The organism is Paenibacillus sp. FSL R7-0210 (assembly GCF_038009085.1).
Classification (GTDB): Bacteria; Bacillota; Bacilli; order Paenibacillales; family Paenibacillaceae; genus Paenibacillus_AQ; species Paenibacillus_AQ silagei.
Window position 1 is genome coordinate 6,405,320 of sequence record NZ_JBBPAR010000001.1, and the last position, 11,888, is coordinate 6,417,207.

The 11,888-nt window shown below is 52.7% G+C and carries 10 protein-coding genes; all 10 read right to left on the bottom strand.

The features are described from left to right. Positions 1–240: 240 nt before the first annotated feature. Positions 241–2,286: an ATP-dependent zinc metalloprotease FtsH gene (ftsH, locus tag MKY64_RS27095; RefSeq protein WP_036723935.1), complete on the bottom strand. Its 2,046-nt coding sequence runs from the start codon at positions 2,284–2,286 to the stop codon at positions 241–243. A 111-nt stretch (positions 2,287–2,397) separates the two neighbouring features. After that, positions 2,398–2,937 (bottom strand): hypoxanthine phosphoribosyltransferase, encoded by a 540-nt coding sequence (gene hpt / locus MKY64_RS27100; protein ID WP_036723938.1) that lies wholly within the window; start codon positions 2,935–2,937, stop codon positions 2,398–2,400. A gap of 46 nt (positions 2,938–2,983) precedes the next feature. Continuing rightward, the gene (tilS, locus tag MKY64_RS27105) at positions 2,984–4,426 is read right to left on the bottom strand and encodes a tRNA lysidine(34) synthetase TilS (RefSeq protein WP_036723992.1); all 1,443 of its coding nucleotides are present in this window, start codon (positions 4,424–4,426) and stop codon (positions 2,984–2,986) included. 79 nt (positions 4,427–4,505) lie between these two features. Next, positions 4,506–5,444 (bottom strand): serine/threonine protein kinase, encoded by a 939-nt coding sequence (locus MKY64_RS27110; RefSeq protein ID WP_442792623.1) that lies wholly within the window; start codon positions 5,442–5,444, stop codon positions 4,506–4,508. Further along, complete coding sequence (locus MKY64_RS27115; protein WP_036723943.1) at positions 5,434–6,180, bottom strand: hypothetical protein; 747 nt, start codon at positions 6,178–6,180, stop codon at positions 5,434–5,436. The genes MKY64_RS27110 and MKY64_RS27115 overlap by 11 nt, the downstream gene beginning before the upstream one ends. Positions 6,181–6,824: 644 nt before the next feature. Continuing rightward, a complete protein-coding gene (gene spoIIE, locus MKY64_RS27120) occupies positions 6,825–9,332 on the bottom strand; it encodes a stage II sporulation protein E (RefSeq protein WP_340956904.1) in 2,508 nt (835 codons plus the stop codon). 672 nt (positions 9,333–10,004) lie between these two features. Further along, on the bottom strand, positions 10,005–10,505 hold the full coding sequence (locus MKY64_RS27125; protein WP_036696437.1) for a S1 domain-containing RNA-binding protein: 501 nt from the start codon (positions 10,503–10,505) through the stop codon (positions 10,005–10,007). 125 nt (positions 10,506–10,630) lie between these two features. Then, positions 10,631–10,966, bottom strand: coding sequence for an FtsB family cell division protein (locus MKY64_RS27130; RefSeq protein WP_036723947.1), 336 nt, complete (start codon positions 10,964–10,966; stop codon positions 10,631–10,633). Between the two features lie 30 nt (positions 10,967–10,996). Further along, positions 10,997–11,560 carry a spore cortex biosynthesis protein YabQ gene (gene yabQ, locus MKY64_RS27135; RefSeq protein WP_340750462.1) on the bottom strand — a complete coding sequence of 188 codons (564 nt, stop codon included), beginning with the start codon at positions 11,558–11,560 and terminating at the stop codon, positions 10,997–10,999. Beyond that, the gene (yabP, locus tag MKY64_RS27140; RefSeq protein WP_340956906.1) at positions 11,557–11,841 is read right to left on the bottom strand and encodes a sporulation protein YabP; all 285 of its coding nucleotides are present in this window, start codon (positions 11,839–11,841) and stop codon (positions 11,557–11,559) included. Before yabP ends, yabQ begins: the two co-directional genes overlap by 4 nt. Positions 11,842–11,888: the final 47 nt, after the last annotated feature.

Sequence of the window (11,888 nt, forward strand, 5' to 3'; positions counted from 1 at the left end):
TCTCCCCCTTATGTCTTCATGGCTTAACGCCAATACATTTCTTATAAATGATAAATTTAATATTTATTCACTAATGTACACAACGTTCCACCCCCTGTCAATCTAAGCGGGCGCTCTGTTTCAGAGAGAAACCGGAGGACAAGTTGCCGTGTGAAACATATACATTCTTATATTTTAAAAGAAAAGCCCGGAGAACCAGTGGTTCTCCGGGCTAGATTACACAATTTGCTGCGATACAGCTTAGACCAGGCTTCCGCCGCCCTTATTCCCGTCATCCGGTCCGTTGCCCTCTTCTGGGTCCGGCTTGTTCGGAATATCCTTGGACAGGTCTAATGGGGATTCCTCGCCAGTTTTGCCTTGAATCCGGACACGCACATCACCGATGGAATCAATGATCGGCTCGCCCGCTTCATTGGTAATGGCCTCGCCTTCTTCTGGCTTGCCATCCTCGCTCAGGTAGCCTTGCTCAATCAATTCTGTGATCTGATCAAGCTCCAGCGTTTCCTTCTCAAGCAGGGTGTTGGCAATCAGGTGCATTTCTTTGGAATGCTTGGTCAGCAGCTCTCTGCAGCGCTCATAGCTGCTGCGGATAAGGTTCTGCATTTCCTGATCAATCTCATAAGCAATGGAGTCACTGTAATTCTGTTCATGTCCGATATCCCGGCCCAGGAAGACTTGGCCTTGGGTTGCACCGAACTGCAAGGGCCCAAGCTTATCGCTCATTCCGTATTCCATAATCATCGCACGCACAATGCGCGTAGCCTGCTGGAAGTCACTGTAAGCGCCTGTGCCGATTTCGCCAATGAACATTTCTTCAGCAACGCGTCCACCAAGCAATCCGGTAACCTTATCCAGAAGCTCTTGCTTGGTTACGATCATCCGGTCTTCCTTAGGAAGCATAATAACATATCCGCCGGCACGGCCGCGCGGGATAATGGTAACCTTGTGAACCACATCAGCATGCTCAAGGAAGTAGCCGGCAATGGTATGGCCTGCTTCGTGATATGCGACAATCCGTTTCTCGCGGTCACTGATGACGCGGCTGCGCTTCTCGGTACCGACGATGACACGGTCAATCGCTTCATCCACTTCACGCATCGTAATGTCCTTGCGGTTACGGCGTGCAGCAAGCAATGCCGCTTCGTTTAGCAGGTTCTCCAGATCGGCACCAGTGAAGCCGGTAGTACGCTTGGCGATAACGTCAAGTCTTACATCCTTGGTCAGCGGTTTGTTGCGGGAGTGAACCTTCAGTACAGCTTCACGGCCCTTCACATCTGGACGGTCAACCGTAATCTGACGGTCGAAACGTCCCGGACGGAGCAGCGCCGGGTCAAGAATATCTGCGCGGTTGGTAGCCGCGACAATGATAATGCCTTCGTTGCCGCCAAAGCCGTCCATTTCAACGAGCAATTGGTTAAGGGTCTGTTCCCGTTCGTCATGTCCGCCGCCAAGTCCTGCGCCGCGCTGACGTCCCACAGCATCGATCTCATCGATAAAGATAATACAAGGAGCGTTCTTCTTCGCGTTCTCGAACAAGTCACGTACGCGGGATGCGCCGACACCGACGAACATTTCCACGAAGTCGGAACCGGAGATGCTGAAGAACGGAACGCCCGCTTCCCCTGCAACTGCACGGGCCAGCAAGGTTTTACCTGTTCCCGGAGGACCTACAAGGAGTACCCCCTTCGGAATCCGGGCACCCACCGCTGCGAATTTGCGGGGGTCCTTGAGGAATTCAACAACCTCAACCAGCTCTTGCTTCTCTTCGTCAGCTCCTGCAACATCCTCGAAGCTGATCTTCTTCTTCTCTTCATTATATAACCGGGCCTTGCTCTTGCCGAAGTTCATCACCTTGCCGCCGCCGCCCTGTGCATTATTGAACAGGAAGAAGAACAGGATGAACATGATGACCAGTGGAATCATGGAAGAGAGGAATGTCAGCCAGATGCTGTCACCTTCCATTTTCTTTTGGCTAAGTTCTATGCCGTTCTTATCGCTGGCAGCCACAAGCTCGTTAAGGGCCTCGTCTGTAGGAGGAACATAAGTGGAGAAATTCTTCGATTTAGCCTCGGGTGGCAGCTCTTTATATTCGCCAGTAACCAGAAATGCATTCCCCTCAAACTGAACCGTCATGCTCTTCACATTATTGTTCGAGATCTCCTGCCGCAACTCATCATATCTAGGGAGATCGGCGGATTCATTTCCATTGCTTACAAACTGGACTATGCCCACCACGACTAAAAATAAAATCAAATAAAAACCAGAATTCCGGATGAACCGATTCATCCCCTACCTCCTCTCGCAACGCTCAAGTTATTGTACCATAGCCTGACCGGACTCCTCAAATTGTCAGGAAATCCAGAAAAGTGATCCGTAGATCTAAGGCTGTCGGGTAGTTCATTTGGTATAAATCTCAGGCTTCAGTACACCTACATAAGGGAGGTTCCGGTACAGCTCGGCATAGTCCAGTCCATAACCTACAAGGAATGCATCAGGAATCACAAAGCCGGTATACTGGGCTTCAAGATTCACTGCACGGCCCGAGGGCTTGTCGAACAGAGTGACTACATTGACAGAAGCGGCATTGCGCCCCTGCAGCATGTCAATCAGATAGCTGAGTGTAAGGCCACTGTCGATAATATCCTCGACAATCAGAACATCACGGCCTTCAACCGATGTGTCCAAATCCTTGATGATTTTGACTACGCCGGATGATTTGGTTGTACCGCCATAGCTGGATACCGCCATGAAGTCCATTTCAACGGGTACTGTAATCACTTTAACCAGATCCGCCATAAAAATAAACGCACCTTTGAGTACACAAATCACTAAAGGTGTGCGGTCTGCATATTCCTTGCTCAGCTGGGCGCCAAGCTCCCTGATTCTTTGTTGAATTTCATCTTCGCTGATCAAGATTTCCTGAATATCATTCTGCAACTTGCGAACCTCCTAAGATATACTTATGAAAGACTTACTTCGGCCATTACGATTCTTCGCCCTGTTCCAAGTCTTCCAGGGTCAGGAGCAGAACTGAGGCCGTGTGCCGCCCAACTGCGGCATGCACCGAGCGCCTTACGCCCGGAATCCAGACGATATTGCCGAGTGCATCACATACGAGGGGAATTGCAGGCCGTTCGGAAGAAGGTATTTTATCATCAATGTAAATATCTTTTACCTTTTTGCTTCCGTTTAATCCCATAACCCTTATGGTATCTCCAGGCAACCGGGAACGAATGGTGAGCGGCAGGACAAGATCGTCCCCGTCAAACCAAGCCGAGTTCTTCCCGTAATCCTCCTCCTGTGCAGAAAAAACTTCCCCCGCAAGCCCCCTCATCGTCATAACCTTTCCTATCTCCATCAGCTTAATCCGGGGATGAGTCAAAGACAGCCGGTATGTATAGCTTACCTGCCGGGTCAAGGGCTTGGACGAGAACACAATGGTATCATATTGCCGCACGCAGACATAACCGCCACCCATATCCAGCGTCCAGACGGTAGGGTATTCCTGCAGCGTTCCCCGGCGTACTGCTTCAATCTTGGAAAAATCCATGAATGATGAATCCGCCGACAGATAATTTAATATTAGTTTAATCAAACGCCGTTGTAAAGCGGAGGGTATGGCCGCAAAGGCAGCTCTTTTCAAGGTGTATTTTCCATGCTCGGTGAAAACCAGCTCATCAAAGCATTTTGCCGCATTCGCCTCCATATATTCATCTTCCGCCGAGGCAATTTCAGCCAGCTGCAGAAGCGATTGTCTCACTCTCGGATTATGCTGCTCCAGCATAGGGAGCAGCTCCAGCCTGACTGCATTCCGCTTGTACTGCGTCAGGAGGTTGGTCGTATCCTCCGCATAAGCCAGGCCCTCCTCCCGGCAAAAGCCGACAAGAGCCGTTTTGTTAATACGCAGGAAGGGGCGGATGAGTTCCACCTTTTTTTCGGTCCGTTTCCAGCGCATGCCGGCAAGGCCCGAAGGCCCGCTCCCCCGCAGCAGCCGCATAAGCACCGTCTCGGCCTGATCGTCTGCATGATGGGCCAGCGCCACCGAACGCGCCTGATAACGGTGTGCGGTAGCAATCAGGAACTGGTAACGCTTCTCCCGTGCAGCCCCTTCCGGCCCAAGCCCGCTCTCCTTAATGATGGACGGAATATCGAATTCGCCCAGCTCGAAGGGAATACCCAGCTCGGCCGCGAGGTCCCGGACCAGCTCTGCTTCCTCAACCGACTCGGCTCTGAACCCGTGATTGACATGGGCGCAGATCAGCGTCAGCGGCATCCGGGTCAGGGATATCTCATGCAGAATACGCAAAAGAGCCACAGAGTCCGGCCCTCCGGAAACTGCGACTACAATGGTGTCATGGGGCGCCCACAGCTCATATTCAGCCGCAGCCTCCATTACGGATTCCACCAGTTCCTTCCTGTGCTCCATAGGGGCTTCCTTTCCTGCCATCCCTTACACGGCCTGCTCCGGCGGTCAGCATCTTGTGGATTATGTACGATTTCAGATCTCAGAAACGGAACACCCAGTATAGCGTGAATGCCAGCAGAAATAAAGACAGCGCGAACGCATTTTTGAGCCAGCGCGGGGTCGCCATCGTCTCGTGTCCGGTCTTCCGTCCTCTGTAGATGTGGCTTCTCCAGATCTCTGCTGCCTGCGCGGAACCGGGAAAACCGCCTTTGAGCGCGAGGCATAGCCAGGAGGACAGCTTCTTATCCGGCAGCTCCCGGGCCAGCTTCATCAGCTCCTCTACGCTCCTTGTCTGCGGCAGCTGCTGGGCGGCAGACTTCAGCCCTTCTTCATTAAGCAGACGCAGGCACAGGACGGCAAAAGCAAACAGGTCATAGCTCTGGTCGCCTGTCCGGCTGCCGGCATTCCAGAATCCGCGGTCATGCCATTCGGTGAACTGCTTCACGCTCCGTCCGATTGGACTTGCCCCTCCGTAATCAATCAGCTCGGCTTCCCCGTAGCTGGATACCATGACATTCTCCGGCTTCAGGTCCCCGAACACGAAGCCGCACTCATGCAGCGTCTGCAGCTTCTCCAGAATCGTCATTCCGACAAGCCCCAGCCAGGAGGCACCGTTCCTGGACAGGAAATGGTGCAGCGGCCTTCCTTCCACATAACGCATCACATAAAAGGGGGTATGGTCCCGGTCCTTGAAATCATCCGATTCCAGCAGATAGGAGGATAGCGGCGATTCCTTGCGGGCCCGGTGCTCGCTGCGCTTACGGCAGGACTGCAAGGAGGTCAGCACGTTAATCTCAGACTGCAGCTCCAGCGTATCGTATCCGATCTTGAGCGCATACCGCTCCCGTCGGCCTTCCCGCTGCACCAGATATACGGTTCCGTTTGCCCCCTTCCCCAGCACACGCTCCACGACATAACGGTTCCCCCGCCATTTGCCGGTAATCACTGTGCCTGCCGGATAGGATGGATTAGACGACATACCCATCAATCATCCCTTCTCTTGCCCCGTCATCTTCCCCTGGAAGATAATTACGATGTTCTTCCAGTTTATCATACCGGTAATGTTCCAGCACCTTGAAAATAGCCGGCCCGGTCGGCGTAGCCCCCCGCATCTTCAGTCTGGAAAAGAGGGAGCGGACCTCGGACACATTCCGGGTCCAGTCGATATCCAGCATGGCATCCTCACTGCCGGAGCGTCCGGGAAAATGGAACACGGCAATCTCGCTGCGCCCTTCCCGGGCCTCCAGACTGAGCGCCAGATCACGGATGGCGTCCTCCACCGCGCCAAGCTTCGGCTTCATACTGGCGCTTGCATCAATTAAAAGCGCAATGCGCAGCGGCGAGGTCTCGGTCAGCTCATCGACCACGGTAACCACCTGTGAACGCTGCTGCGGAGGCAGCTCCGCCAGTGAGCCGTCGCCGAGAATTTTTTGCACCTCTTTATTAACCGCCTGCTGAATGGTCTGAACCACCGTCTTGCGTGTCATCATCTGAATGGTCTGGGCCAGCTGCGGGGTTCCCACGATCCGGCTGATCCCGCCTCCTGCTTTGGCAATATCGGCAATCTCCCGGCTGCCCAGCTCACCGATGGTTCCATAATCCACGACCCCTACAACATTGACCGTGATGCCCTCCTGACGGGCGTGTGCTGCCGCCAGCACCGGACTCTCCCCCACATTCGAACAACCGTCCGTGATCAGCAGAATTTGCTTCATGACCGTTCCTCCCTTCCTTGTCTAGTTACTAGCATTGCCAAGGTTGAGAGATTTCAAACGCCGCCTAACGCTGAAAGATTAGATCTGAATGAGCTCGTAAAAAAGAGTCTCTGCGAGAATTTTGGGCCTTCGATCGCTGTTGTCTTCCGATTTCTTGATTTATTGTACCGCAGCTCGCGGTTGAAATCGGAAGACAAAGGCGAACGCTTCGCTTCTACGGCTCCAAAATTCTCTCCATTCCGTTTATTTTACGATAAACCTTCAACCTCAACTTTCGTCCGCTAACCAGCAGCGGTTGAAAAGGAGAGGAGCAGGGGCTGGCGAGTGACTGGAATGCACTCGCCGAATAATTTAAAGACAAAACCCGGCCTTTCAGCGCTCACTTTGCTTTCGGCTCGCTCAAATCCAATAATCCTGCCTTAAATGCAACATTCCTTCCATCAATCCACTCAAATAACGAAATTGTTGACCAAAAGGCAGGAATCCTCCTCCCTAAAGCAGATTAGTGTAAAAAATCTTGCAATTCATGCAGCAATCCACTCCAACACCCAAGTATCTTCAGCGTCAGGTTGCATTTCGTACAACATTTTCAGCTTAATCAAACTTAAACTCAAGTGATACCCACCAATCGTATCGCAACTGCGTTAGCTAACCGTACGCGGGCGCTCCATCCGGCCTACGCCGGGCATATGCAGGCTGGACCATTCCGGGTGGTAATGATCCACACGGCTGACTACGATGGTCATATCATCATGGACCTCATTGCCCTGATAGCGGATTACCTTATCCAGCAGCTCGTCCGCCATATCCTGCGGGTCATCGCCCTCCAGCTCCTGAATCAGGCGTTTCATCCATATCTCCTTATTAACGGCATATCCGGGCGCATCGTAAATACCATCGGTCATCATAATGAGAATATCACCGGGGCGAAGCTGCATGGTGACCAGATCCACTTCGATATCTTTGATGATGCCGATCGGCAGATTGCTGGCCGTCACAGGGATCACCTCGCTGCCCCGCCGGATGAAGCTCGGAGCGGAAGCAATCTTCATGAAGATGGTCTGCGCCGAATACTGGTCGATCAGCGCCATATCTACTGTCGCATAGAATTCATCCGGGGAGCGCAGCAGCAGAATGGAGTTAACGGATTTCACCGCCAGCTTCTCATCCATTCCCGATTGCAGCAGCTTCTCCAGCATAGATAACGCAGCGCTGCTCTCCATCCGGGCCCGCTCCCCGTTGCCCATTCCGTCACTGATGGAGACGGCAAAGGTACCGTTACCCAGCTCCACCGTACTAAAGCTGTCCCCCGACAACATATCGCCTCCCATGGCGGCGGCAGCTACGCCGGAGCTAATCTCGTAAGCCTTGGCCGAGCCAAAGGTCACCATCGACAGGCCCTCGCGGGGATGGACGGCGGTCTCACTGATCACTGCGATATTCTCCTCCAGAATATCCGAGAGCAGCGGGGCGATCATTTTGCGGCATTCATCGAAGCCCCGGGTGTAGGCATGCACGACTTCAATCTCTACCCGGCCGGGATCGAGACTCAGAATCTCAATGCTGTGAATGGAGAGGCCCAGCTTCTCCAGCGCCTCCCGGATCTGGCTCTCCTGCCGGTACATCGCCTGCCCTTCCCGCTTAATCTCCTTCGCCAGGTCCTCCATGACCTGCGAGACGCCTGATAATTGCTCGGCCACAAATTGGCGACTGTCGTATATTTGCCGCTTCCAGCGCATATCATGCTGGTATAGCTCATATTGGCCCTTCATCACCTCAAGAACCTCCCCCGTCCTGCCGCAGATCCGGCTCCACTCCGGCGGCAGCTGGGCAGCGGTAATGTCCGGGCACTCCTCGACCGTGGTCATCATGTCCGTCATATACCTGTAGGTCTGATAGAACTTGGCATCCCAGCAGTGGGTCCGCCGGATGCATCCGGCGCAGGCTCCCTCTGTTACCGTATTCATAAAGTCCTCCATCTCACGGTCGCTTTTGCCCGCCTCTGCGGCCCGGGGAATCTGCCCGAAGCTGCTGGAGAGCTGCTGGAATACCTGCGAGAACTGGGTCACCCGGTCTGCTGTAATATCCCGGACCCTCCGGGCATATTCATGCTGGGAACGGCTGTGATCGGCTGTGCCTGGTACATATTTGGCAATGGCAGTAATCATCCCCTTAGGTGTTAGAAGAAACAATACTACAGCTGCACAGGTCTCCCAGGTAGAATTCATGACATCGCCCGGTCCCATGAAGTATACGGATAGAATCGTTGATCCCAGCAGCATCCCGATGGAGACCGCCCCTTTGCGTCCGGACTGCATCATGCCTGCCAGCATCCCGGAAAAGGCCAGCAGGCTCATTTGATAGATGGCTCCGATATCGGCCAGGCTGAGAATTAGTCCGGTCACTACACCAACCGCAGCACCAAGCGGCGCTCCTCCGGCCAGGGCAAAGATCAGAATCAGAAACCGCGATAAAACATGCTCCAGCGATAGACCGTTGATGGTCCAGCCGACAAGGCCGGTCATGACGGAAGCCAGCAAGATGATCAGACAGAGTACCTCCTCATTGCGGAGTGCCCTGCTTTTCTGCTTATAGGTGAATAAAGGAAGCGCCTGCAGGAATACAAGCGTCAGCACGAATCCGAGTATGGCATCAATGGCCGCCATCATCAGCGGATACCACGTGAGCGAAGGACCGATAACGACCTGGAACAGTCCCACCATAAACGAAGCTACGAACACCATCAGAGGGGCATAAGACAGATCCACCCGCTGGAAGTTCTCCAGCCCTTTGTAGATCAGATAAAAAATAATCAGCTCTGCCGCTACCACGATGGCACCCGGAAATGGGGTGAAGAGACTGCCGAGCACGATGGCTGCGGCCACAGGCAGCATGGAATCCCTGCGCATAAATACAATGACGGCGAAATAAGCAGCAGCAAACGGGGTAAGCTCATCCAGGATCATAGCCCGTCCCAGCAAAAAGCCCATTAGGCTAAGCAGCAGCACCCACTTCTTGACCGCGATGAACTGGATAACCGGCAGCTTGGGGCCCCACACCTTCAAGCGTGTACCTAAGGCTTCTTTCTGATTTTTGTCTTTGCTTCCTGCTCTTGTCCACTCCGGCAAATTCACCACATTGCTTTTACTCATTCCCTGCACCACCCGTTTATGAATTTTATGGTTCTCATTATATAGCGGGGGTCTTAAGAAAGTTTGTCAGAAACGGAGAGCAATCTGTAAAAAATTTCCGACAAAAAAGCCTGTCCCGACATTCTGTGGAAAAGCCCCCCAATCCCATACGGGGTAAAAGATCGGCTGCGGACTGCCGCAGTCAGACTGCCGGTTGCAGGTAGTGGCCGCGCGGACATTCGTCAGCGATTGCCCTAGAGTTATGTGAGAATGGCATAGATGCTGTCGGCAATTTGTTCAAAGCCCGACAAAAATAGCCGGGAGCTTGGGCGCGCGGTATAGAGCTGGGGCGGGCTGGGCTGCTCATACTCTGCGTTGCAAGCAAGTTGTAGTCGGTTTTCCGATTACATTTGCTCCGTACACCTCTCCATTGCCGATTGTAATCGGTTTTCCGATTACATTTGGTTCACGCGCCTCCATGCTGCCGATTGTAGTCGGTTTTCCGATTACATTTGGTCCGTACGCCTCCACGTTGCCGATTGTAGTCGGTTTTCCGATTACATTTGGTTCACGCGCCTCCAAGCTGCCGATGGTGTTCGGTTTTTGGCCTACATTCGGCCTGCGGGCACAAACACAAAAAAACCGCGAGGGGCGCAACACCCCTGCGGTTATTTATGATGTGCAAGACTCAGATTATACGCGCTTGGCTCCACGGCCGCCGCGCTTTCCTTCTGTGTTCTTCTTGATCGAAGATATCCGTTCTTCGCTGTCTTTCAGGAAGCGTGACATTTTATCCTCGAATGAAGGTTTACCGGCTGCAGGCTTGAATGGACGCCCACCCCGTTCACGATTGAATCCACCGCCGCCGCCGCCACTGCCGCCACCACCGCCGAAACGGTCTCCACCGCTTGGACGTTCAGGTCTTGGAGCTCTGGGGGGACGTACTTCCGATGCCGGCTTATCAACGGCTTGCTTAATGGAAAGTCCGATCTTGCCGTCCTTGTCAACATTGATCACCTTAACGGTTACTACATCCGCAATCTTCAAATGATCGTTAACATCCTTGACGTAGTTATCGGCGATCTCCGAGATGTGAACGAGACCTGTGACACCTCCTGACAGATCCACAAATGCTCCGAAATGCGTGATGCCTGTCACCTTGCCCTCTAACTTGGTGCCCACTTCAATTGCCATAGAATAAAATGATCCTCCCTTAAAAATATACAGACGAATATAATGTCCATCCTGTCTGCGGTGATTTGATTATACAGTAAAGAGCAAAGCAAGGCAACACAGCGTAAGCCTCTTTTCGCCTGCTTTTATTGCCCGGATTGCTCGGTACGGATAGGGGATTCCCCTGCAGGATACATATTGTACCATTTACGCGCTAATTGTCCGATATACTCATCGTCATTCAGCCGCGAGACCTCATATTTCAATTGATTCATCGTGGCTGTTACACTCTCACTGTTCTCTTTCTTACGGGCGAGCTGTTCGCTCTTGTCGGCGATTACTGCGCTCTGGGCAAAGAAAGTGAATCCGGCCCAGCCGAAGAAAACAGCCATCACAAGAATCCATATAAACTTTCTTCTCTTCGCGCCTGCGGCCGAAGCACTCTGGTTCGTATTCTTCTCTTCCGCAGAGAATCTGTTCATTCAGCTTACCTCCAGTTCCAGGGTTCAAGGTCAGCGCTTCCGCCACCCTGATATCCACTCGGTGATCCTCACGATCCGGGCGCTATGAACGAACCGGGATGCATACGGAGAGGCCCACCTTACAGGAAGTACCCAGATTGGCTTGGTTAGACGCAGCAGCAGCTTAAAAATATAAAGAAGGACCCGGCCGAGCAGCAGTACTGTTCCCTTAACCAGGCGCCACAGCCAGAGAATCGGACCTCCGATGACTATGGTAATGAACCGCCATAGCATCCTGCATACATACTGAACTGACTGAATTAACCTTACCACAAAACGCTGCACCGTAATACTGAAGATCAAAAAATAGATCCATACACCTAGAAAGAGGCCAAGAACGACATAAAACCTCAATTGTCCCTGGTTTCCGGCATAAAGCATGCGAAAGACCAGCAGGGCCGCCCCTATCCAATACAGCAAATCCAGCAGCGCATTCAGCCAATTGGGAAATCTCAGCTTCTGCGACAGCACCCGGTAGCTGTCATAGGCCAGTCCCATGGCAATGCCGGACAGAATCATATAGAGCAGGGTGATCCATTGAACGGAGGGATTCATTTAAACAGCTTGCGGAGAATCCCTTTATTTTTGCCTTGCGCCCCGGGGTCCAGATAAATCAGGGAATGAACATTGCCTTCAAGGGACAGCATTCCATTCTCCAGACTTAAATTCTTGATATGTAAATGAGTCCCCCGAATGGTCAGCTCACCAAGTTCTGTACTCAGCAGAAACTCTTCACTGTCAAAGCTCTCCACATTCTGCACACCGGTAAGCTCAATCTGCTTGCGGCTGCGCATGTGCAGATCATGCTGTTTGTTGACTTTGGTTGGCTCGATCATAGCATGTACCCCTCCTTCTTGGTTCTAATCTATGAAGGAAGGACAGG

Coding starts and splice junctions, on each gene's coding strand:
- ftsH (WP_036723935.1), bottom strand. CDS start 2,286: ATGAATCGGTTCATCCGGAATTCTGGTTTTTATTTGATTTTATTTTTA.
- tilS (WP_036723992.1), bottom strand. CDS start 4,426: ATGGAGCACAGGAAGGAACTGGTGGAATCCGTAATGGAGGCTGCGGCT.
- MKY64_RS27110 (WP_442792623.1), bottom strand. CDS start 5,444: ATGTCGTCTAATCCATCCTATCCGGCAGGCACAGTGATTACCGGCAAA.
- MKY64_RS27115 (WP_036723943.1), bottom strand. CDS start 6,180: ATGAAGCAAATTCTGCTGATCACGGACGGTTGTTCGAATGTGGGGGAG.
- spoIIE (WP_340956904.1), bottom strand. CDS start 9,332: ATGAGTAAAAGCAATGTGGTGAATTTGCCGGAGTGGACAAGAGCAGGA.
- MKY64_RS27125 (WP_036696437.1), bottom strand. CDS start 10,505: ATGGCAATTGAAGTGGGCACCAAGTTAGAGGGCAAGGTGACAGGCATC.
- MKY64_RS27130 (WP_036723947.1), bottom strand. CDS start 10,966: ATGAACAGATTCTCTGCGGAAGAGAAGAATACGAACCAGAGTGCTTCG.
- yabQ (WP_340750462.1), bottom strand. CDS start 11,560: ATGAATCCCTCCGTTCAATGGATCACCCTGCTCTATATGATTCTGTCC.
- yabP (WP_340956906.1), bottom strand. CDS start 11,841: ATGATCGAGCCAACCAAAGTCAACAAACAGCATGATCTGCACATGCGC.